Source organism: Mesorhizobium cantuariense, from assembly GCF_042647205.1.
Taxonomy (GTDB): Bacteria; Pseudomonadota; Alphaproteobacteria; order Rhizobiales; family Rhizobiaceae; genus Mesorhizobium; species Mesorhizobium cantuariense.
This window is the reverse complement of the sequence record NZ_JBHRVD010000001.1, coordinates 3,341,000-3,360,722: the sequence shown is the minus strand read 5'-3', so window position 1 is coordinate 3,360,722 and position 19,723 is coordinate 3,341,000. Positions and strand designations below refer to the sequence as shown.

General features: G+C 62.9%; 20 protein-coding genes and 1 pseudogene. 16 read left to right on the top strand and 5 right to left on the bottom strand.

All coding sequences use genetic code 11. The features are described from left to right. Window positions 1-34: 34 nt before the first annotated feature. Both ACFOJ9_RS16155 and ACFOJ9_RS16150 read right to left on the bottom strand, forming a co-directional pair. Window positions 35-1,321, bottom strand: a complete 1,287-nt coding sequence (locus ACFOJ9_RS16155; protein WP_378979814.1) for a dihydroorotase — start codon at window positions 1,319-1,321, stop codon at window positions 35-37. Next, a complete protein-coding gene (locus ACFOJ9_RS16150) occupies window positions 1,318-2,298 on the bottom strand; it encodes an aspartate carbamoyltransferase catalytic subunit (RefSeq protein ID WP_378979812.1) in 981 nt (326 codons plus the stop codon). Before ACFOJ9_RS16150 ends, ACFOJ9_RS16155 begins: the two co-directional genes overlap by 4 nt. A gap of 176 nt (window positions 2,299-2,474) precedes the next feature. On the opposite strand from ACFOJ9_RS16150, the gene ACFOJ9_RS16145 reads away from it, so the two are divergent. The 3 genes from ACFOJ9_RS16145 to ACFOJ9_RS16135 all read left to right on the top strand — a co-directional run bounded on the left by ACFOJ9_RS16145 (window position 2,475) and on the right by ACFOJ9_RS16135 (window position 5,208). After that, a complete protein-coding gene (locus ACFOJ9_RS16145) occupies window positions 2,475-4,103 on the top strand; it encodes a DNA alkylation response protein (RefSeq protein WP_378979810.1) in 1,629 nt (542 codons plus the stop codon). A 194-nt stretch (window positions 4,104-4,297) separates the two neighbouring features. Continuing rightward, on the top strand, window positions 4,298-4,867 hold the full coding sequence (locus ACFOJ9_RS16140; protein ID WP_378979808.1) for a hypothetical protein: 570 nt from the start codon (window positions 4,298-4,300) through the stop codon (window positions 4,865-4,867). Next, the gene (locus tag ACFOJ9_RS16135; protein WP_378979806.1) at window positions 4,867-5,208 is read left to right on the top strand and encodes a DUF6105 family protein; all 342 of its coding nucleotides are present in this window, start codon (window positions 4,867-4,869) and stop codon (window positions 5,206-5,208) included. Before ACFOJ9_RS16140 ends, ACFOJ9_RS16135 begins: the two co-directional genes overlap by 1 nt. Here ACFOJ9_RS16135 and ruvX read toward each other — a convergent pair. Beyond that, a complete protein-coding gene (gene ruvX, locus ACFOJ9_RS16130; protein ID WP_378987807.1) occupies window positions 5,126-5,632 on the bottom strand; it encodes a Holliday junction resolvase RuvX in 507 nt (168 codons plus the stop codon). The two genes, ACFOJ9_RS16135 and ruvX, sit on opposite strands and share 83 nt — an antisense overlap. A 123-nt stretch (window positions 5,633-5,755) precedes the next feature. Between ruvX and ACFOJ9_RS16125 the strand changes: the two are divergent. The 6 genes and pseudogenes from ACFOJ9_RS16125 to ACFOJ9_RS16100 all read left to right on the top strand — a co-directional run bounded on the left by ACFOJ9_RS16125 (window position 5,756) and on the right by ACFOJ9_RS16100 (window position 10,261). Next, window positions 5,756-6,458, top strand: a pseudogene (locus tag ACFOJ9_RS16125) (metal-dependent hydrolase). A gap of 54 nt (window positions 6,459-6,512) precedes the next feature. Beyond that, window positions 6,513-6,899, top strand: coding sequence for a hypothetical protein (locus tag ACFOJ9_RS16120; RefSeq protein ID WP_378987804.1), 387 nt, complete (start codon window positions 6,513-6,515; stop codon window positions 6,897-6,899). 129 nt (window positions 6,900-7,028) lie between these two features. Next, window positions 7,029-7,316 carry an Asp-tRNA(Asn)/Glu-tRNA(Gln) amidotransferase subunit GatC gene (gatC, locus tag ACFOJ9_RS16115; RefSeq protein WP_378979805.1) on the top strand — a complete coding sequence of 96 codons (288 nt, stop codon included), beginning with the start codon at window positions 7,029-7,031 and terminating at the stop codon, window positions 7,314-7,316. A gap of 7 nt (window positions 7,317-7,323) precedes the next feature. Continuing rightward, window positions 7,324-7,779 carry a GNAT family N-acetyltransferase gene (locus tag ACFOJ9_RS16110; protein ID WP_378979803.1) on the top strand — a complete coding sequence of 152 codons (456 nt, stop codon included), beginning with the start codon at window positions 7,324-7,326 and terminating at the stop codon, window positions 7,777-7,779. After that, window positions 7,779-9,344, top strand: coding sequence for an amidase (locus tag ACFOJ9_RS16105; RefSeq protein ID WP_378979802.1), 1,566 nt, complete (start codon window positions 7,779-7,781; stop codon window positions 9,342-9,344). The genes ACFOJ9_RS16110 and ACFOJ9_RS16105 overlap by 1 nt, the downstream gene beginning before the upstream one ends. 125 nt (window positions 9,345-9,469) lie before the next feature. Next, window positions 9,470-10,261: a YdcF family protein gene (locus ACFOJ9_RS16100; RefSeq protein WP_378979800.1), complete on the top strand. Its 792-nt coding sequence runs from the start codon at window positions 9,470-9,472 to the stop codon at window positions 10,259-10,261. Here ACFOJ9_RS16100 and ACFOJ9_RS16095 read toward each other — a convergent pair. After that, on the bottom strand, window positions 10,240-10,953 hold the full coding sequence (locus ACFOJ9_RS16095) for a DUF599 domain-containing protein (RefSeq protein ID WP_013531782.1): 714 nt from the start codon (window positions 10,951-10,953) through the stop codon (window positions 10,240-10,242). The two genes, ACFOJ9_RS16100 and ACFOJ9_RS16095, sit on opposite strands and share 22 nt — an antisense overlap. 179 nt (window positions 10,954-11,132) lie before the next feature. On the opposite strand from ACFOJ9_RS16095, the gene ACFOJ9_RS16090 reads away from it, so the two are divergent. The 4 genes from ACFOJ9_RS16090 to ACFOJ9_RS16075 all read left to right on the top strand — a co-directional run bounded on the left by ACFOJ9_RS16090 (window position 11,133) and on the right by ACFOJ9_RS16075 (window position 14,563). Then, window positions 11,133-12,536 carry an L-serine ammonia-lyase gene (locus ACFOJ9_RS16090; protein WP_378979798.1) on the top strand — a complete coding sequence of 468 codons (1,404 nt, stop codon included), beginning with the start codon at window positions 11,133-11,135 and terminating at the stop codon, window positions 12,534-12,536. A 76-nt stretch (window positions 12,537-12,612) separates the two neighbouring features. Next, complete coding sequence (locus tag ACFOJ9_RS16085) at window positions 12,613-13,050, top strand: DUF1489 family protein (RefSeq protein ID WP_378979796.1); 438 nt, start codon at window positions 12,613-12,615, stop codon at window positions 13,048-13,050. Between the two features lie 83 nt (window positions 13,051-13,133). Next, window positions 13,134-13,865: a VWA domain-containing protein gene (locus ACFOJ9_RS16080; RefSeq protein WP_378979794.1), complete on the top strand. Its 732-nt coding sequence runs from the start codon at window positions 13,134-13,136 to the stop codon at window positions 13,863-13,865. Next, window positions 13,865-14,563 carry a DnaJ domain-containing protein gene (locus tag ACFOJ9_RS16075; protein ID WP_378979792.1) on the top strand — a complete coding sequence of 233 codons (699 nt, stop codon included), beginning with the start codon at window positions 13,865-13,867 and terminating at the stop codon, window positions 14,561-14,563. Before ACFOJ9_RS16080 ends, ACFOJ9_RS16075 begins: the two co-directional genes overlap by 1 nt. A gap of 46 nt (window positions 14,564-14,609) precedes the next feature. Here ACFOJ9_RS16075 and ACFOJ9_RS16070 read toward each other — a convergent pair whose 3' ends face one another. After that, on the bottom strand, window positions 14,610-16,019 hold the full coding sequence (locus ACFOJ9_RS16070) for an SPOR domain-containing protein (protein ID WP_378979790.1): 1,410 nt from the start codon (window positions 16,017-16,019) through the stop codon (window positions 14,610-14,612). A 284-nt stretch (window positions 16,020-16,303) separates the two neighbouring features. On the opposite strand from ACFOJ9_RS16070, the gene ACFOJ9_RS16065 reads away from it, so the two are divergent. The 3 genes from ACFOJ9_RS16065 to clpA all read left to right on the top strand — a co-directional run bounded on the left by ACFOJ9_RS16065 (window position 16,304) and on the right by clpA (window position 19,716). Then, window positions 16,304-16,633 (top strand): phasin family protein, encoded by a 330-nt coding sequence (locus ACFOJ9_RS16065; protein ID WP_378979788.1) that lies wholly within the window; start codon window positions 16,304-16,306, stop codon window positions 16,631-16,633. 278 nt (window positions 16,634-16,911) lie between these two features. After that, window positions 16,912-17,241: an ATP-dependent Clp protease adapter ClpS gene (gene clpS, locus ACFOJ9_RS16060; protein WP_056587551.1), complete on the top strand. Its 330-nt coding sequence runs from the start codon at window positions 16,912-16,914 to the stop codon at window positions 17,239-17,241. A gap of 6 nt (window positions 17,242-17,247) precedes the next feature. Further along, window positions 17,248-19,716 (top strand): ATP-dependent Clp protease ATP-binding subunit ClpA, encoded by a 2,469-nt coding sequence (clpA, locus tag ACFOJ9_RS16055; protein WP_378979786.1) that lies wholly within the window; start codon window positions 17,248-17,250, stop codon window positions 19,714-19,716. Window positions 19,717-19,723: the final 7 nt, after the last annotated feature.

Below are 19,723 nucleotides of genomic sequence, written 5' to 3'. Positions count from 1 at the left end.
TTGGCCGGATCAGGCGCGGCGCGCGGTGGCCGGCTCAGACGGAAAACACTGTGCGGCCCGCAACCAGCGTTTGCAAGACCTTGCCTTGCAGCCGCGCGCCTTCGAAACAGGTGTTTTTCGAGCGCGAACGAATGCCGCTTTCGCTGACGATCCAGGGTTCGTCGAGATCGACAAGCGCAAGGTCGGCGACAGCACCGGGCTTCAGCGTGCCGCCGGGCAGCCCAAACAGTTTTGCGGGGGCGGTGGACAAGGTCTCGATCAGCCTCAGCAACGGCACGTCGCCATTGTGGTAGAGCCGCAATGCCGCACCCAGCAGGGTTTCAAGCCCGATGGCGCCGGCCGCCGCGTCGGCGAAGGGCAGGCGCTTGGTGTCGACGTCCTGCGGATCGTGCGAGGAGACGATGATGTCGATCGTGCCGTCCCTGACCGCCTCGATCATCGCCAGCCGGTCTTCCTCAGCGCGCAATGGCGGTGTCAGACGGAAGAAGGTGCGGTATTCGCCGACATCGTTTTCATTCAGCGATAAATTGTGGATCGCGACGCCCGACGTCACGGTCGCCCCGTCGGCTTTCGCGCGCGCCACGGCGTTTGCCGCCATCGCCGTTGAGATCTTTGCCGCGTGATAAGAGCCGCGCGTCAACCGCGCCAGCGCAAGGTCGCGCTCCAGGGGGATGGATTCGGCTTCGCGCGGAATGCCGGAGAGGCCGAGCCAGCTGGCGTAGAGGCCCTCATTCATCACGCCGGACGAACCGAGGTCGGCGTCCTGCGTTTCATGCACGATGGTGGCGCCGAAGTCGCGCGAATAGGTCAGCGCGCGGCGCATCACCAGCGCGCTTGATATGGTGTGGCGGCCATCGGTGAAGGCGACGGCGCCGGCCTCGCGCAGCAGGCCGAATTCGGTCATTTCGCGCCCGTCGAGGCCCTTGGTGATCGCCGCAGCCGGAAAGACGTTGACGCTTGCCGTGTCCTTGGCGGTGCGCAGCACGAACTCGACCAGCGCGACATTGTCGATCACCGGGTCGGTATCGGGCATCATGACGATAGATGTGACGCCGCCGGCGGCCGCCGCGACACTCGCCGACGCAATGGTTTCGCGATGTTCGCCGCCCGGTTCGCCGATGAAGACGCGGCCATCGATCAGGCCTGGAATGATCGCCTTGCCGGCGCAGTCGACGATGGTGGCGCCCCCGGGCGCGCCCTGGTTGAGCGCTGCCTTGCCGGCGGCAACGATCTTGAGGCCATCGACGATGACGGAGCCGATTTCGTCGATGCCGCGCGACGGGTCGACGATGCGAGCGCGCTCGAAAACCGTTATGCTCATGCGCCGCGGCCCTCGTGGTTGCGGCCCTCTTGGTTACGACGGGGGTCGAGCAGCGCTTCCATCACCGCCATGCGCACGGCAACGCCCATCTCGACCTGTTCCTGGATGACGCTTTGCGGACCGTCGGCGATTTCCGAGGCGATCTCGACGCCGCGGTTCATCGGCCCGGGATGCATCACCAGCGCGTCGTCCTTGGCGGCCTTCAGTTTCTCCGCATCGAGGCCGAAATAGCGGAAATACTCACGCACCGAAGGCACGAAGGCGCCTTCCATGCGCTCGCGCTGCAGGCGCAGCATCATCACCACGTCGGCACCCTTGAGGCCTTCGGCCATCGAACGGGTGACGATGACGCCCATCTTCTCGATGCCGGTGGGCAGCAGCGTCGACGGTGCGACGACGCGCACCTGCGCGCCGAGCGCGTTGAGCAGCATGATGTTGGAGCGCGCCACGCGCGAGTGCAGTATGTCGCCGCAGATGGCCACGATCAGCTTCGACAGCGGCCCCTTGGCGCGGCGAATGGTCAGCGCGTCGAGCAGCGCCTGTGTCGGGTGTTCATGCGCGCCGTCGCCGGCATTGACCACCGAGCAGCCGACCTTCTGCGCCAACAGCGCCGCCGCGCCCGCCGACTGGTGGCGGATGATCAAGATGTCGGGACGCATGGCGTTCAGCGTCATCGCCGTGTCGATGAGCGTTTCGCCCTTCTTCACGGAAGAGCTTGCCACCGACATGTTCATGACATCGGCGCCGAGCCGCTTTCCGGCAAGCTCGAATGACGACTGCGTGCGCGTCGATGCTTCATAGAAGAGGTTGATCTGGGTGCGGCCGCGCAGCGTCGAGGTTTTTTTCTCGGACTGTCGCGAGATCGCGACCGCTCGATCCGCCCTGTCGAGCAATAACTCGATGTCGGCGGGGGAAAGGTCGCGGATGCCCAGAAGATGGCGGTGAGGATAGAGTGGCAGGGACGAAGCGTCGGTCATCTCAAGGCGCTGCTATAGGGTGGAGATATTGCGGCTGCAAGCGCCAGCTTTGGATTGCAGCCGTTCTCCCCGGTATTTTCATCGCGCGCGCTGCAACGCTTGGCTATATCTAGCCGACGGCCTCGGATTCGTGGCTTTCTGACGACAAGGCCTTTCTACCGATAGAAGGATTGGGCGTGACCGACGACGTGACCAACCAGCCGCCGCCGCTGACGGGCGGCAACGCCTGGCGGGGCGATCCGTTGCTGATCCAGCTCGCGGAGCGTTTTTCCGATCCGGTGCGCCGGGAACTCGACGGGCTCGGCCGTTTCGTGCTGACGCAGGAGGCGCAGGAACTGGCCCGTCTCGCCAATGTCGAGACGCCGAAGCTGAGGACGCATGATCGCCAGGGACGGCGCATCGATGTGGTCGAGTTCCATCCCGCCTATCACGCCTTGATGCGCCGCTCGGTGGCCAACGGGCTGCATTCCTCGGTCTGGGAAAACGGCGATGCCGAGATCGGCCGCCGCCATCAGGCCCGGGCTGCCCGGTTCTATCTGACAGCGGAGCTCGAGACCGGGCATCTGTGCCCCATCACCATGACCAACGCTTCGCTTGCCGCCTTGATGGCCAGCCCGAAACTGTTTCGCGAATGGGCACCGCGCGTGACGACGCGCAAATATGACCAGAGCCAGAAGCCGCCGGTCGAGAAGACCGGGCTGACGCTCGGCATGGGCATGACCGAGAAACAGGGCGGCACCGATGTGCGTGCCAATGTGACAAGGGCGGAACGCGCAGGCAGCGGGTTTTATCGCCTGACCGGACACAAATGGTTCATGTCGGCGCCGATGTCGGACGCGTTCCTGGTGCTGGCGCAGGCGCCGGAGGGACTGTCGTGCTTCCTCGTGCCGCGCGTTCTTGGTGACGGTTCGGGCAACGGCTTCCGTTTCCAGCGGCTGAAGGACAAGCTCGGCAACCGTTCCAACGCGTCCTCCGAGGTGGAATTCGTCAACGCCATCGGCGAAATGGTCGGCGAACCGGGTGCCGGCGTGAAGACGATCATGGACATGGTCACCTTGACCCGGCTCGATTGTGCCATCGCCTCGTCGGCGATCATGCGCGCGGGTCTCGCCGAGGCCGTTCATCATGCGCGCCACCGACAGGTGTTCGGCTCAACCTTGATCGAGCAACCGCTGATGCAGCGCGTGCTGGCCGACATGGCGCTCGATGTCGCCGCCGCCACCGCACTGTCGTTCCGGCTGGCGCGTTCCTTCGACGAGGCGGCGAGCGACCGCGGTGAAGCGGCGTTTGCCCGCGCCATGACGCCGGTCGTCAAATACTGGGTCTGCAAAATCGCGCCGCCGCTGCTCTATGAGGCGATGGAGTGCCTCGGCGGCAACGGCTATGTCGAGGAAGCGCCACTCGCCCGCTACTATCGCGAAGCTCCGGTCAATGCGATCTGGGAAGGCTCGGGCAACGTCATGGCGCTCGACGTGCTGCGCGTGCTCGGCCGCGCGCCCGGCCTGTTCGAGGATGTGCTGGCCGGCATCGACCGTGATCTCGGCGCCGGCGGACGCGGCACGATCGGCGTGCTGAAGGCGGCGATGCAAGTCGCTTCAACCGACGAAGGTTCGGCCCGGCTGCTCACCGAACAGTTGGCGCTGTCGGCCGCGGCGGCGGAATTGCGCCGGCTGGGGGCAGGGCGGATCGCCGACGCTTTTGTCGAGACGCGTTTGGCAGGCCAATGGCGCAACACCTATGGCATGATCGATTCGCGCCACGATGCGCGCATGATCATCGATACGCTCTATCCGCCGGTGAATTGAGCCGCGAGCATCGCAAAAACCGGCGCCATCCACAGTTTTGAGGCGTTGGTCTGTGTCCTCAGGCGTATAGCTAATCGCCGTTAACCTTAACAAATGGTTTCCGTTGCGATGGCGAGCGGCAAGGCCCACTATTCCGGCGAAAGCAGGGAATGGTTCAGATTGGCCGTCCCTTGCTTGGCGAAGCAGGGACACCGATGCGACAGGTACTGACCTCTTTTCTGGCCTTGCACTGGGCGATCGTTTTCGCCCTGCTTGCGCTCATCTGCATCGACGGAAACCGCGGTGTGGCCGCGGCGCTCGGCGTGTTGGGTACCTCAATCGAGGGTGCCCGCTTCGTCGATCTCGACAACGTCGTTGTCGTGGCGCCGCTAGCCACCGCATTGCTTGTCGTCTCCGTGTTGTTCTTCTGGGCCTTCGTCGAAGCCCTGATCAACGACGCGACCAGCCAGGGCGCCGACAGCGTTGCCCGCATCGCCTTCATCTCCGCGTCCGGCGTGTTGTCGCTGATCGTCATCGGAGGTGCTGCGCAAGGCATCAACGGGCTGTTCATGGCTGTCGCCGTGCAGCTGGCAGCACTTCTGGCGTCCTATGTCGCCATGCTTGCCGAGCGGCGGTCCGTGGTTGCGGCAACTGCTTCGGGCGAGGGCGAGGTCCGCGCCGTCGCGCACGGCATGGCAAAGGCCGCGGCCCACAATTCGCTGCTTTCACTCATATCGGGCCGAACGGTTTCCAAGACCGGCTCCGATCCCAGGGGAGGCCGCTGATGCGCTACATCTTCGGATTCTGGGCGGCGCCGATGGCGATTTTCTGGGGCTGGTTCTATCTCTCGGCCAATGACATCAATTTCGGCTACACGATGCTCAGCCGACAGATGCACGACTTCTTCTTCCAGCTCTATGGTCAGATGCTCGGCATCGACCCGGCGATCATCCCCGGCATGGTGGCGAAGACGTGCATCTTTGATGGGTTATTGCTGATGGCGCTTTGGGCATTCCGCCGTCGCCGCGAAATCGCCGCCTGGGTCAAACAACACTGGGCGGATCCGGTTCCGTTCGAGCGGATGCGTGGAGCGACTGAAGCCGGTCCAAAACTCCCTGCAGAATAAACGCGGCGGCCGCCGAATCGATCTTGCCGGCGCGCTTGCGGCGCGAGAAATCCATCTCGATCAGCGTCCTTTCGGCCGCGACCGTCGATAGCCTTTCATCCCAGAGCACGAAGGGCAGGTCGCTTATCTGCGCCATGTTGCGGACGAAGGCGCGCGATTTCTGCGCACGCGGCCCTTCCGAACCGTCCATGTTGATCGGCAGCCCAATCACCACCGCACCGGCATTCTCCTTCTGCAGCATGGCCAGCAGCACGGCTGCATCGAGCGAGAATTTCCTTCGCATGATGACCGGGCGCGGATGGGCGAAGGAAAACCTCTGGTCCGAGACCGCGACGCCGATCGTCTTGTCGCCGAGGTCAAGCCCCGCCAGTGTCTTGCCACCGGTCAGCCGCGCCGGCAATTCCTCTATCGTGATAATGCCCAATGGCCGTCCTTCGCCTTTCACCGCCATGTGTTCTCTCAAACGCATAACGGACACAGTAACCCTTTGATCTCGGGGCCGTCGGCGTTCTATCCTTTGGCAAGCCAAAAATCGAGGAATGCATTCATGAAACTGACCTGGTACGGCCACTCGGCCTTTCGCAAACGGCTGACGCCAAGATCCTTATCGATCCCTATCTGATCGGCAACCCATCCTGGACGGGCGGCTGGGAAGGGCCGGCCGAGGGGATCACGCATGTGCTGCTGACGCATGGCCACAGCGACCACATCAGCGGCGCGCTGGAAGTGCTCGGCAAAAGCGGCGCCCAACTGGTCGCCAATTTCGAAGTCTGCATGTATCTGGTCGGCAAGGGCGTCAGCGACAACAAAATCAACCCGGGCAACATCGGCGGCACCGTCGATTGCGGCGGCTTCACCACCACTTTCGTCCAGGCGCTGCATTCATCCTCGTTCCCGGGCGAGGGCGGCCAGAACACCTATCTCGGCAATCCGGGCGGCCTCGTCCTGCATTTCCCGGAGACAAAACGCTCTATCACATGGGCGACACCGACATCTTTTCCGACATGGCGCTGATCAACGAATTGCATGAACCGAAGATCGGCATCGTGCCGATCGGCGATCGCTTCACCATGGGCGGTGCGGTGGCGGCACTTGCCTGCCGCCGCTTCTTCAAGTTCGATACCGTGGTTCCCTGTCACTTCGGCACCTTTCCGATGATCGATCCGACCGCCGACAAGTTCGAGGCCGGCCTGGAAGGATCCGGCATCAAAGTGACATCGCCTGATATCGGTGAGACGATTACGATTTAGAAGCAGCTAAAGCGGAATGAAACCATGGTGTTGGGGAGATCTCTTTGCGTGTCCATGTTTGTCGCGGCGTCACCCGCGCTCGCCGCGGATGATTTCATCGAAGGCGTCTACCTTCAGTCCGAGGAGCTTTGCAAACAGGCCAAAAAGGACACGCTGCAAACGCTGATCGACGCCGGCAACATCGTGCTTTCGGCGCATGGCCTGCAGAGCGTCGAATACAATTGCGAGTTTCTGCAGATCAGCAAGGCGACGGCTTCGCCGAGCTGGGCGGTGACGGCCATCTGCCAGGAACCGGGCTATGTCTTTCCCGATGTCCTCTCGGTGACGCAAATGAACGCCAAGCAAGTCGATCTCGTGTCGGTCCGGCCGACCGCTGACGAAGGTGAGGCGAGCGGCAATGGCGGCAGCTACTATCTCTGCGAGGGCGTTGCCCTGCCGTAGACAGCATCTTGCGCGTGATCGGTGGCCGAAAAGTAGGCCGCCGCCACAGCCTGGCCTCTCGCACGATGCATGTTGCGCACCGCGCGCGGCGCCGCTATAGCCCGAACTGGTTTTCCCCGAGGCAGAAACATGTCCGTAGATCTTCAGACAGTGAAGCGCGTCGCGCATCTCGCCCGCATCGCGGTGAGCGAAGAAGATGCCGAACGCATGACCGGCGAGCTGAACGCCATTCTGGGCTTCGTCGAACAGCTGAACGAGGTCGATGTTTCCGGCATCGAGCCGATGACTTCGGTGACGCCGATGGACATGAAGAGGCGCCAGGACGTCGTCACCGACGGCGGCGACGCGGCCGACATTGTCGCCAACGCACCGGCGACCGAAGAGAATTTCTTCCTCGTGCCGAAGGTCGTGGAGTAGCCGGCCGATGGCAATCGAGATCGCCATTGAAACGCCGCTGCAGGACGATGTGCGTGGGCTGGTCAAGGAACTCAACGAGACCTTGCTCGAACTGACGCCGCCGGAGCATTGCTACCACCTCACGGTCGAGCAGATGGCCGGTGAGGATACGACCGTTTTCATCGCCCGCGATAATGGCATGGCCATCGGCTGCGGTGCGCTGAAGCGCCATGACGGCGCCATCGGCGAGGTCAAGCGCATGTACACGCGGCCGTCGCACCGCGGCCGCAAGATCGGTGCCAGGATCGTCGAGCGGGTCGAGGCGCTGGCACGCAATGAGGGGCTGCAGCGCCTGGTGCTGGAGACGGGCGATCGTCATCCGGCTGCGTGGGCTGTCTACGAACGCGCCGGGTTCTCGCGCTGCGGCCCGGTGCTGGATTATCCCGATTCCGAGTGGTCGGTGTTTTACGAAAAGAGCCTTTGATGAGTGACTTGACCCAGCTGACGATTTCACAGGCCCGCGCCAAGCTGCGCGGCAAGGAAATCACCGCGACCGAGATCACCGAGGCCTATCTCTCGGCTATCGATCGTGCCAATCCTGCGCTCAATGCCTATGTGGCGGTGACCGGCGACAAGGCGCGCGACATGGCCAAGGCGTCCGAAGCAAGGCTGGTCAAGGGCGAGGGCGGTGCGCTGGAAGGCATCCCGCTCGGCATCAAGGACCTGTTCGGCACCGAAGGCGTCCATACGCAGGCTTGCAGCCATGTGCTCGACGGGTTCAAGCCGCGCTACGAATCGACCGTTACATCAAATCTGTGGGCCGACGGCGCCGTTATGCTGGGCAAGCTCAATATGGACGAGTTCGCCATGGGCTCGTCCAACGAGACGTCCTACTATGGTCCGGTCATCAATCCGTGGCGGCGTTCGCGCCTTGACACGGTGGTGATGCCGACGACGCATCAGGGCGACGGCGGCTTCGTCTCGGCCGGCGGCACCAGGACCGCGCGCAGCCTGGACAATGCGCAGCTGGTGCCGGGCGGTTCTTCCGGCGGTTCGGCCACGGCAGTCTCCGCCTTCCTGTGTGCCGGCGCGACCGCGACGGACACTGGCGGCTCGATCCGCCAGCCGGCTGCCTTCACCGGCACGGTCGGCATCAAGCCGACCTATGGCCGCTGCTCGCGCTGGGGCATCGTCGCGTTCGCCTCGTCGCTTGACCAGGCAGGCCCGATCGCCCGTGATGTGCGCGATGCCGCGATCCTGTTGAAGTCGATGGCGTCCGTCGATCCGAAGGACACGACATCGGTCGACCGGCCGGTGCCGGACTACGAGGCGGTGATCGGCAAGCCGATCAAGGGCATGAAGGTCGGTATTCCCAGGGAATACCGCGTTGACGGCATGCCCGAAGAGATCGAGGCGCTGTGGCAGAAGGGCATTGCCTGGCTGAGGGACGCCGGCGCCGAGATTGTCGACATTTCCCTGCCGCACACCAAATACGCGCTGCCGGCTTATTACATCGTGGCGCCCGCCGAGGCTTCGTCCAACCTCGCCCGCTATGATGGCGTCCGCTACGGATTGCGCGTGCCGGGCAAGGATATCGTCGACATGTATGAGAAGACCCGCGCCGCCGGTTTCGGCCGCGAGGTCAAGCGCCGCATTATGATCGGCACCTATGTGCTGTCGGCCGGCTATTACGACGCCTACTATCTGCAGGCGCAGAAGGTGCGCAATCTGATCAAGCGCGACTTCGAGACTGTCTTCGCCGCCGGCGTCGATGTCATCCTGACCCCGGCAACGCCGTCGGCCGCCTTCGGCATCGCCGACGAGGACATGGCTGCCGATCCGGTTAAGATGTACCTGAACGACATCTTCACGGTCACGGTGAACATGGCCGGCCTGCCGGGCATCAGCGTGCCTGCCGGGCTCGACGCCAAGGGCCTGCCGCTCGGGCTGCAGCTGATCGGCCGGCCGTTCGATGAGGAAACCCTGTTCCAGACCGCTGCCGTCATCGAGCAGGCGGCCGGCACATTTCAGCCGGAAAAATGGTGGTAAGGATGCCGCTCGTCTAGCGCATGACCCCGAAAATCGCGATCGATTTTCGGGGTCATGCGCAAAATCAAAGTGTTACAGCGTCCTTTGCGCGTCCAAGCACGCGCAGCGCTGTAATGGGGTGAGCGATGTTCTTCTATCTTTCCAAGGTCTTCTGGTTCTTCATCCAGCCGCTCAATCTGGCGATCTTCCTGCTGCTGGGAGGACTGATCGCAGCCATAATCGGCCGCTGGGGGCTGGCGGTCATCGGCGGCGTGCTGGCATTTCTGATCCTAGCGCTGTCGGCCTGGACGTCGCTCGGCGCCATGATGCTCAATCCGCTGGAAGAACGCTTTCAACGCCCGTCGCTGCCGGAAAAGGTCGACGGCATCGTTGTGCTCGGCGGCGGCTTCGAGGGCGCCATCAATCTGGCGCGCGGCGGCTATGAGCTGAACAGCGGCGGTGATCGGATGGTCGAGACCGCGATTCTGGCCCGGCGCTTTCCGGCAGCCAAGGTGATCGTCTCCGGCGGCACCGGCGAGTTGTTTCTCGAAGGCGAGGGCGACGCCGCCACGGCCCCCCGCTTGCTCACCGCGCTTGGTGTGACGGCCGATCGCCTGATCCTCGAAAACAAATCCCGCAACACCTATGAGAATGCGGTCTTCACCAAGGAGCTGGTAACGCCGAAGCCCGGCGAGACCTGGCTGCTGGTGACCTCGGCCTTCCATATGCCGCGCGCCAAGGCGCTGTTCGACAAGGCCGGCTTTGCGACTGTTCCCTGGCCGGTCGACTATCGCACCTCGGGACGGGAAGGCATCGGCCTGTTCCGCGACAATCCAGCCGATTCGCTGCAGGCCACCACCATGGCCATCCGCGAATGGATCGGTTTGATCGCCTACTGGCTGTCAGGGCGGATCGATCAGCCTTTTCCTGGCGGCTGACCGATCACCGCCTGCCTGGCGGCCGAGAAGAACTGGCGCCGCACCAGCACCGCCAGCAGCAACAGCGTGGACAACACGAACACCATGGGGTCGACGAACCAGCCGAGATAACCGATCGAGAAGAACACGCCGCGCAGGCCGGAGTTGAAGTGCTTTCCGGCCAGCATGTTCATCTGCGCCGCACGCCAAACCGCCGTTTCGGTGACCGGATTGCGTGAGGCTTCGCCATGCGGGATCGGCACGGCGCCAATCAGGATCGTGCAATAGTTGAACAGCCGGTACGCCCAGCCGAATTTGAAGAACGAAAACGCCAGGATCAGCACCAGACCGAACACCTTTATCTGGAAGGCCGCTCGCGACGGCGCGCCGCCCAGGGGCAGGTCGCTCAGCACTTCAAGAACCCGGTCGGACGCGCCGAGCAAGGCAAAGCAGCCGCCGATCGCGATCAGTGAGCTGGACGCGAAGAAGGCGGTGCCTTGCTGCAGGCCGCTCATGATGGCGGTGTCGACAATGCGGATCTCGCGCTCGGCCATGGTCCGCATCCAGGCTTGCCGCTGTGCATTCATCGCCGTCGTCAGCGACACGCGGCTGACCAGCTTGCCGTCGGAGGCGAACGTGTGCAGCAGCCACGCGACGAGGAAGAAGGCCAGCGCCGCGAGATCGGCTGTCGAAAGATCGAGGGAATCGCCCATGGACTGAATTTATCACATTCAGCGCAATCGCTTCGATGTCCGCGTACAGCGATCGGTACCAATGTCGCTGCCGGAGCAAACAAGGTCGGCGGGTGCAGCGCCGCGATTTCCAAAAGAGCGGAAACATCCTGGGAATTCCTATATGTAGTCCTCGACCTGCCTCCAGGAGACAACGCCGCGTGTTCCTTTCGGTTTTCGACCTGTTCAAGATCGGCATAGGACCATCGAGTTCGCACACGATGGGACCGATGACCGCTGCGGCACGGTTTCTCGACGAGGTCGCAGGAAATGACTGGCCGCGTCCGGCGGGCGTCAAGGTCGACCGGCTCGGCGCCAGCCTGCATGGTTCGCTAGCCTATACCGGCATCGGCCACGGCAGTGATCGTGCCGTCGTGCTCGGCCTTGCCGGTCTGACGCCGCAGACGGTCGATCCCGACCAGGCCGATGGCATTGCCAGCCGCATCACCGCCGAGAAGCGCATTTCGCCGCCCGGTCACCCCTCCTATCGCTTCGATCCGGCCACCGATCTGGTGCTGGACCGCAAGACGCAGCTCACCGGTCACGCCAACGGCATGGCGTTCTACGCCTATGATGCCGGCGACCGCCTGCTGCTCAAACGCATCTATTATTCGATCGGCGGCGGCTTCGTGGTTTCGGAAGAAGAACTGCAGCGGATGAAGGCCAAGGGGTCGGTGACGACAGAAGGCAAGAAAGTGCCTTATCCGTTCAAGAACGCCGTCGAAATGCTGGCGATGGCCGCAAGGAGCGGGCTTTCCATCGCCGATATGAAGCGCGCCAACGAAGAGACGCAGATGTCTCGTGAAAAGCTCGACGAAGGCCTCGACGGCATCTGGAGCGCCATGCTTGGTTGCATCGAGCGTGGCCTGTCGCAGGACGGCATCATGCCGGGCGGGCTGAAGGTGCGCCGCCGGGCGCGCCGGCTGCACGACAAGCTGCAGGAAGAATGGCAGCAGAATCGGCCCAATCCCTTGCTCGCCAACGACTGGCTGTCGATCTACGCCATGGCGGTGAACGAAGAAAATGCCGCCGGTGGCCGCGTCGTGACCGCTCCGACCAATGGTGCGGCCGGCACGCTGCCGGCGGTGCTGCGTTACTGGCTGCATTTCCATCCCGAGGCCGACCAGCCGAGCATCCGCGACTTCCTGCTGACGGCCGCCGCCGTCGGCGGCATCATCAAGACAAATGCCTCCATCTCGGGCGCCGAGGTCGGCTGCCAGGGCGAGGTCGGGTCGGCGTCGGCGATGGCCGCGGCCGGCCTGTGCGCTGTCATGGGCGGCACGCCCGAGCAGGTCGAGAATGCCGCCGAGATCGCGCTCGAACATCATCTCGGCATGACCTGCGATCCGGTCGGCGGGCTGGTGCAAGTGCCGTGCATCGAGCGTAATGCGCTGGGCGCGGTCAAGGCGGTGACGGCCGCGTCGCTGGCCATCAAGGGCGACGGCATCCATTTCGTGCCGCTCGACGCGGCGATCGAGACCATGCGCCAGACCGGTCTCGACATGAACGAGAAGTACAAGGAAACCAGCCTTGGCGGTCTTGCCGTCAACGTTGTGGAGTGCTGAGGGCTGGCCTAAACCGCTACTGTGGAGAAGTCGATCCGGCCGTTGACGCGCCCGCGCTCCGGTCTAACCTCAAGCGATGTCTCTCAATCTCATAAAACTCTGTGTCGGCTGCGACAGTGTCGAAGATCTCGAAGAGTGGATTGCCTTCCGCCTCGACGAGCGGCGGCGCGCCGGTGAGCCGGTCGAGCAATATCACACCACCCGCATGATGCCGACGCGGGGCGCCGAGATCATCGATGGCGGTTCGCTCTACTGGGTGGTCAAGGGCAATGTGCAGTGCCGGCAGTTGATCACAGAAATCCGCCCCTTCACCGACGACGAAGGCATCGGCCGTTGCCATCTGATACTCGACCCCGAGGTTGTGCGAACCGACTGGCAGCCGCGCCGAGCCTTTCAGGGTTGGCGCTATCTGAAGCCGGCGGACGCGCCGCTCGATCTCGGCAAGGGCAAGGCCGGGCTGATCGAGATGCCGCCAAAACTGCGGCGCGAGCTTGCCGATCTCGGCCTGCTCTGATCCCAGGTGGCATCACCGTCTGGCCCCTTGTGCCACCCGATGTGGGGCTTGCAAGCGATGTAACAACGCCACATCTTGTTTTTATGAGCGACAAGAAGCAGCCCGTGCCCGCGAGGGCCAATCCTGCGCCGAGCAAGCCTCAATCCGACGCCGGCGAGATCGACGCCTTCATTCGTCAGGCGAGGACACTTGCCGCGTCGGCGACCGGTTCGGGCAGGCTGATCCTTGCTCTTGACGCAACAATGAGCCGCCAGCCAACCTGGGATCTGGCTTGTGAGCTGCAGGGCCAGATGTTCGACGCTGTCGGCAAGGCCGGAACCCTCAGCGTGCAACTGGTTTATTTTCGCGGTCTCGGCGAGTGCCGTTCGTCCGCTTTCGTGAGCGACACCAATGCCTTGAAGCAGCTGATGACGCGGATCGAATGCCGCAGCGGCCACACCCAGATCGGCAAGGTGCTGGCGCATGCGTTGAAACAGACGGCGGCCGCCAAGGTCAATGCGCTGGTCTATATCGGCGATGCGATGGAAGAGAATATCGACGATCTGGCCGAAAAGGCCGGCAGCCTCGGTCTGCATGGCGTTCCTGTCTTCGTCTTCCAGGAAGGTCATGATTCCGGCGCAGAAAAGGCGTTCAAGGAGGTTGCGCGGCTGTCCAAAGGGGCCTGGTTCCGATTTGATCGGCGGGCTGCCGCGACCCTGGCAGGACTGCTTTCGGCTGTCGCCGTGTTTGCGACCGGCGGGTTGAAGGCGCTCGAAGCCAGGGGCAGGCCCGAAGACCGGCTGATGATCGAGCATCTGCGGGGCGGCGGAAAATAATGGGTGCAATCATCGCTTTTGTAGCGCTGCTTCTGCTGCTTCTCGGCGCGGTGACGATCTTTCTGCGCGCCGAGCCAGCGAAACTGGCGAGCACGCTGCGAACGCTTGGGCCGGCTCTTTTGGCACTTGTCGGCGTCGCCGTGCTTGTGGTCGGCCGTGAAGGCATCGGCGGCATGATCCTCACCGCGGCACTTGCCTGGTATGGTTCCATGCGCATGAAACGCCAGCCGGCCGGGCTGGCACCGGGCAAACGCTCGACAGTGCGCACCGCGGCATTGGAAATGGAGCTTGATCACGATACCGGCCGCCTCGAAGGACTGGTCCTGGCTGGCCGCCACGAAGGCAAGATGCTTGGCGCGATGGAGTTGGCGGAGTTGCAGCATCTCTACCGCGAACTCTCCGGCGATCCGGAGAGCCGGCAGCTGCTAGAGACGTATCTTGACGGCAGATTTCCCGTCTGGCGCAAAAACACTGAGACGAACGGTGGCGAAGGGCTGGGTGTTGCGCCAGGTTCGGGCGCCATGACTAAGGAGGAGGCCTACAAGGTCCTTGGTCTTGAAGCGGGGGCCGCCGCGGCGGATGTCCGCAAGGCGCACCGCCGCCTGATGCAGCGCCTGCACCCCGATATCGGCGGCACGTCTTTCCTGGCGGCGCGGATTAACGAAGCCAAGGACGTCTTGCTCTCCAATCACAACTAGTCTCCTTCGATGCAGAACTTTTCCGGGAGATGACTTCCACGCCGTCCTACTGCTGGACGGCGTAGCACTCGATGTTCTTCTTCTTCAAAGCGGTGCAGGCCTTCCAGGCCGCGGTCTTCGAACCGAAGCCACCGAAGCGGGCGCGGTAGTAGGTGACGCCGCCCTTGTCGAAGGCGACGGTGAAGCCGGACGCGTCGGCCAGCACCTTGGGTGCCTGCCTGGTGGTCTTGTCGAGGAAGGCCTGGGCTTCGGACTGCTTTGGCGACGAGGCGACCTGAATGGCCCAGCCCGACGGCACCGAAGCCGTATTGACCGGATCGACGGCCGCCGGAGTTGGCTCGGCATAGGCAGCGACGACCTGGGCCGTGGCAATTTGAGGGGCCGATACGATGACGGTCTTGACCTTCCTGGTCTTGACGACGGGGGCTGCCTCTTCGGCCTGCGCGGTGTCGTCTTCCGCGACGGTGGCGTCCTCGGCAACGGTGGCATCGTCCTGCGCCACCATCGGCTTGTCATCGGGCGTCGGCGCGTCGTGCTTGGGCAGGAGCACCTTGGCAAGCGCGGTGATCGGGTTATTGCCGCCGGCCTTGGCGACCAGATCGCCGCCGCCGCGGGTCGATGCCCTCGGCAAATAGGTGTTGATCAAGGTGGCCATCTGGTTGTCGCGGCTGCCGCCGGAGGTGCCGCCCATGACCACGCCGACGATGCGGCGATTGCCATCAGAAACCGACGAGACGAGGTTAAAGCCGGAGGCGCGGGTGTAGCCCGTCTTGATGCCGTCGACGCCCTTGATGCGTCCGAGCAGACGGTTGTGGCCGTTGATGCGCTTGCGCCCGTAAAGAAAGGAACGCTGCGAGAAATAGCCGTAATATTGCGGGAAATGCTCCCTCAGCGCGATGCCGAGCGTCGCCATGTCGCGCGCGGTGGTGAACTGGCCCGGGTCAGGCAGGCCATTGGCGTTTCGGAATACGGTGCCGTTCATGCCCAACGCACGCGCCTTGGCCGTCATCATGCGGGCGAAATTGGTTTCATTGCCGCCAATGAATTCGCCGAGCGCGGTCGCTGAGTCGTTCGCCGATTTGGTGACCATCGACAGGATCGCGGTCTCGACAGTGACCGACCCGCCTGCCTTCACGCCGAGTTTCGTCGGCGGCTCGGCCGCTGCATGGGCCGAAAAAACCACTTGCGAGTTCCTGCTGATCTTGCCCTTCGCCAGCGCCTCGAAGGTGAGGTACAGCGTCATCATCTTGGTCAGCGAAGCCGGATAGCGCCTGCCGTTGGCATCCGCGGAGTAGAGCACCTTGCCAGTCTTGGCGTCCACGACAATGGCCGCCTGCCTGGCAGCCAGTGACGAGGCAACGTCGCCACAAACGAAAGCCATCGCCATGGCGATGATCATCATCGTCTTGAGTGGGGAGGTGGATTTGGAAACGATGCCCAACAACGCCTTACGCACTGGTACTTCCCTTGGATTCTTCGTTGCGCTGGAGGCGGCAAAGGGTCCTGCCTCGCTTCCGGCCAAGCTACCGGGGCAGCGTTACCAATCCGTTTATGGTAACCGCCGCGTTCACCATTTTCTTCGGGCTTGAAGCTCTCTTTATTCGATTTTTAGCCATTGGCTGCGCAGGCGGGTCCGCAGGCCAGTGAAATATTGACTTTTGTGCGACGCACAATATATTATTCTGCATTGCACAAGGGCGCCCCGAAGAAGGACGCCTTAACCGTCAAGGGAATCGTGAAATGACCCAGACCTATGAGGACTTCAGCAAATACGGCAAAGAGTTCGCCGACACCGGATTGAAGAGCTTCGCGTCGCTCTCGAAGGGCGCGCAGGCGATCGCGACCGAGGCTGGCGAATACACCAAGAAGAGTTTTGAGGCCGGCAGCGCCACTGTGGAGAAGCTGTTTTCGGCCAAGTCGCTGGAAAAGGCGATCGAGATCCAGTCGGATTACGCCAAGCAGTCCTACGAGGCGTTCGTCGCCGAGGCCACCAAGATCAGCGACCTCTATGCCGAACTCGCCAAGGAAGCTTACAAGCCGTTCGAATCGATCGTTGCCAAGACGAAGTAATTTCGCCTGACGACATGGAAATCCGGCCCTTTGGGTCCGGGACAAAGCCCGGTTGCGGAAACGCGGCCGGGTTTTTTCATGTCGATTTCCGCTCCAGGGCCTCGCGCCCCTTCACGATTGCGAAAATCGTCCAAGTTTGGTCACCTAGCCATATTGTCAGCTAAACAGAAGGGCTTAAAATCGTCCATCGAACACCTACATGTCGAACTCGCATGGGGATTCGAAAGAGGCAGGAATACGTGACGATCGGTTTGACTGCCACGAGACACGTGGCGCGGATGCAAAACGGCGACGGCAACGGCAATGAGGCCGGCCGTGGGACGGCCGTCATTACGCGCACCAAAACCAAAACCAAGAAGCCCAGCCTTTATCGGGTCCTCATCCTCAACGACGACTACACGCCCATGGAGTTCGTGGTTCACGTGCTGGAGCGCTTTTTCCAGAAGGACCGCGAAGCCGCCACACGCATCATGCTTCATGTTCACAATCATGGAGTGGGCGAGTGCGGGGTCTATACATTCGAGGTGGCCGAGACCAAAGTGTCCCAGGTCATGGATTTCGCCCGACAGAATCAGCATCCGCTGCAATGCGTGATGGAGAAGAAGTGAGGTAACATGCCGGCTTTCTCCCAAGGCCTGGAAAAGGCGCTTCACCAGGCGCTGACGCTCGCCAATGAGCGGCACCATGAATATGCAACCCTTGAACATCTGCTGCTCGCGCTCATCGACGATACCGAGGCGGCCGCTGTCATGCGCGCCTGCAATGTCGATCTCGATGAGCTCAAGCACACGGTTCTCACCTATATCGACACCGAGCTCGACAACCTCGTCACCGGCTACGACGAGGACTCCAAGCCGACGGCCGGTTTCCAGCGCGTCATCCAGCGCGCGGTGATCCATGTGCAGTCGTCGGGCCGCGAGGAAGTGTCGGGCGCCAACGTGCTTGTCGCCATCTTCGCCGAGCGCGAGAGCCATGCCGCCTATTTCCTGCAGGAACAGCAGATGACCCGCTACGACGCGGTCAACTACATTTCGCACGGCATTGCCAAGCGTCCGGGCGCGTCGGAGACACGCTCGCCGCGCGGCGCCGATGATGAGCAGGGCGGCCAGAACGGCGCCGAGCCGCAAGAGGAAGGCGGCAAGAAGAAGCAGCAGCAGGATGCGCTGACCGCGTATTGCGTCAATCTCAACAACAAGGCCAAGGCCGGCAAGATCGACCCGCTGATCGGCCGCGAGTCCGAGATCAACCGCACCATCCAGGTGCTGTGCCGCCGCTCCAAGAACAATCCCCTTTATGTCGGCGACCCCGGCGTCGGCAAGACGGCGATCGCCGAGGGACTGGCCAAGCGCATCGTCGAGGGCGACGTTCCCGAAGTGCTGCACAACGCCACTATCTTCGCGCTCGACATGGGCACGCTGCTCGCCGGCACGCGCTATCGCGGCGATTTCGAGGAACGGCTGAAGCAGGTCGTCAAGGAGCTCGAGGACTATCCGGGTGCCGTGCTGTTCATCGACGAGATCCACACGGTGATCGGGGCAGGGGCCACATCGGGCGGCGCCATGGACGCGTCCAACCTGTTGAAGCCTGCCTTGTCGTCGGGTGCGATCCGCTGCATCGGCTCGACCACCTACAAGGAATTCCGCCAGTTCTTCGAGAAGGACCGTGCCCTGGTGCGGCGCTTCCAGAAGATCGACGTCAACGAGCCGACCATCGAGGACGCCATCGAGATCATGAAGGGCCTGAAGCCCTATTATGAGGAGTTCCACAAGGTGAAGTTCACCAATGAGGCGATCAAGGCCTCGGTGGAGCTGTCGGCACGCTACATCAACGACCGCAAGCTGCCGGACAAGGCGATCGACGTGATCGACGAGACCGGCGCCTCGCAGATGCTGGTGCCGGAAGCCAAGCGCAAGAAGACGATCGGCATCAAGGAGATCGAGGCGACGATCGCCACCATGGCCCGCATCCCGCCGAAGACGGTTTCGGCCGACGACGAGAAGGTGCTGCAGGGCCTCGATATCGAGCTGAAGCGCGTCGTCTATGGCCAGGATACCGCGATCAGTGCGCTGACTTCGGCGATCAAGCTGGCGCGTGCCGGCCTGCGCGAACCGGAGAAGCCGATCGGCTCGTACCTGTTCTCCGGCCCGACCGGTGTCGGCAAGACCGAAGTGGCTAAGCAATTGGCCGCCTCGCTCGGCGTCGAACTGATCCGCTTCGACATGTCGGAATATATGGAACGCCACACCGTGTCGCGGCTGATCGGTGCTCCTCCCGGCTATGTCGGCTTCGACCAGGGCGGTCTTTTGACCGACGGCGTCGACCAGCATCCGCACTGCGTGCTGTTGCTGGACGAGGTCGAGAAGGCGCATCCGGACCTGTTCAATATCCTGTTGCAGGTGATGGATCACGGCAAGCTGACGGACCACAACGGCAAGCAGATCGACTTCCGCAATGTGATCCTGATCATGACCACCAATGCGGGTGCGTCGGATGCGCAGCGCGCGGCGATCGGCTTCGGCTCGACCAAGCGCGAAGGCGACGATGTCGAGGCGATCAACCGGTTGTTCACGCCGGAATTCCGCAACCGTCTCGATGCGATCATCCCGTTCGGTTCGCTGCCGGTGCCGGTCATCCATCAGGTGGTGCAGAAGTTCGTCATGCAGCTGGAGGCGCAGCTTTCCGAGCGTGGCGTCACCTTCGACCTGTCGGCGGATGCGATCGCCTGGCTCGCCGACAAGGGCTACGATGAGCGCATGGGGGCGCGGCCGCTCGGCCGGGTCATCCAGGAGCACATCAAGAAGCCGTTGGCCGACGAGGTGCTGTTCGGCAAGCTCAAGAAGGGCGGCACCGTGCGTGTCACCGTCGAAAAGAAGGAAACCGGCGAGACCGGCCTGAAGCTCGAATCGCTCGCCGACGAGGCGCCGGTCAAGCCGAAGAAGGAAGAGCCGGAAGAAACCCCGAAGCCCAGAAAGGCCGTGGCGAAGAAGCCGGCGGCCAAGAAGCTGGCGGCGCAGAAGCCCGAAGCCAAGGGCAAGGACGGCGGCAAGCGCAGCCTCGTGCCGCAACTGCCTAGAAAGAACTGACCTTGAC

Bases quoted from the DNA above. Each gene is read 5' to 3' on its own strand.
- ACFOJ9_RS16140 (WP_378979808.1), top strand. From the start codon at position 4,298: ATGCGACAGGTACTGACCTCTTTTCTGGCCTTGCACTGGGCGATCGTT.
- clpS (WP_056587551.1), top strand. From the start codon at position 16,912: ATGCAAAACGGCGACGGCAACGGCAATGAGGCCGGCCGTGGGACGGCC.
- ACFOJ9_RS16075 (WP_378979792.1), top strand. From the start codon at position 13,865: ATGGGTGCAATCATCGCTTTTGTAGCGCTGCTTCTGCTGCTTCTCGGC.
- ACFOJ9_RS16100 (WP_378979800.1), top strand. From the start codon at position 9,470: ATGTTCTTCTATCTTTCCAAGGTCTTCTGGTTCTTCATCCAGCCGCTC.
- ACFOJ9_RS16080 (WP_378979794.1), top strand. From the start codon at position 13,134: ATGAGCGACAAGAAGCAGCCCGTGCCCGCGAGGGCCAATCCTGCGCCG.
- gatC (WP_378979805.1), top strand. From the start codon at position 7,029: ATGTCCGTAGATCTTCAGACAGTGAAGCGCGTCGCGCATCTCGCCCGC.
- ACFOJ9_RS16085 (WP_378979796.1), top strand. From the start codon at position 12,613: ATGTCTCTCAATCTCATAAAACTCTGTGTCGGCTGCGACAGTGTCGAA.
- ACFOJ9_RS16110 (WP_378979803.1), top strand. From the start codon at position 7,324: ATGGCAATCGAGATCGCCATTGAAACGCCGCTGCAGGACGATGTGCGT.
- ACFOJ9_RS16120 (WP_378987804.1), top strand. From the start codon at position 6,513: ATGTTTGTCGCGGCGTCACCCGCGCTCGCCGCGGATGATTTCATCGAA.
- ACFOJ9_RS16065 (WP_378979788.1), top strand. From the start codon at position 16,304: ATGACCCAGACCTATGAGGACTTCAGCAAATACGGCAAAGAGTTCGCC.
- ACFOJ9_RS16095 (WP_013531782.1), bottom strand. From the start codon at position 10,953: ATGGGCGATTCCCTCGATCTTTCGACAGCCGATCTCGCGGCGCTGGCC.
- ACFOJ9_RS16135 (WP_378979806.1), top strand. From the start codon at position 4,867: ATGCGCTACATCTTCGGATTCTGGGCGGCGCCGATGGCGATTTTCTGG.
- ACFOJ9_RS16105 (WP_378979802.1), top strand. From the start codon at position 7,779: ATGAGTGACTTGACCCAGCTGACGATTTCACAGGCCCGCGCCAAGCTG.
- ACFOJ9_RS16150 (WP_378979812.1), bottom strand. From the start codon at position 2,298: ATGACCGACGCTTCGTCCCTGCCACTCTATCCTCACCGCCATCTTCTG.
- clpA (WP_378979786.1), top strand. From the start codon at position 17,248: ATGCCGGCTTTCTCCCAAGGCCTGGAAAAGGCGCTTCACCAGGCGCTG.
- ACFOJ9_RS16155 (WP_378979814.1), bottom strand. From the start codon at position 1,321: ATGAGCATAACGGTTTTCGAGCGCGCTCGCATCGTCGACCCGTCGCGC.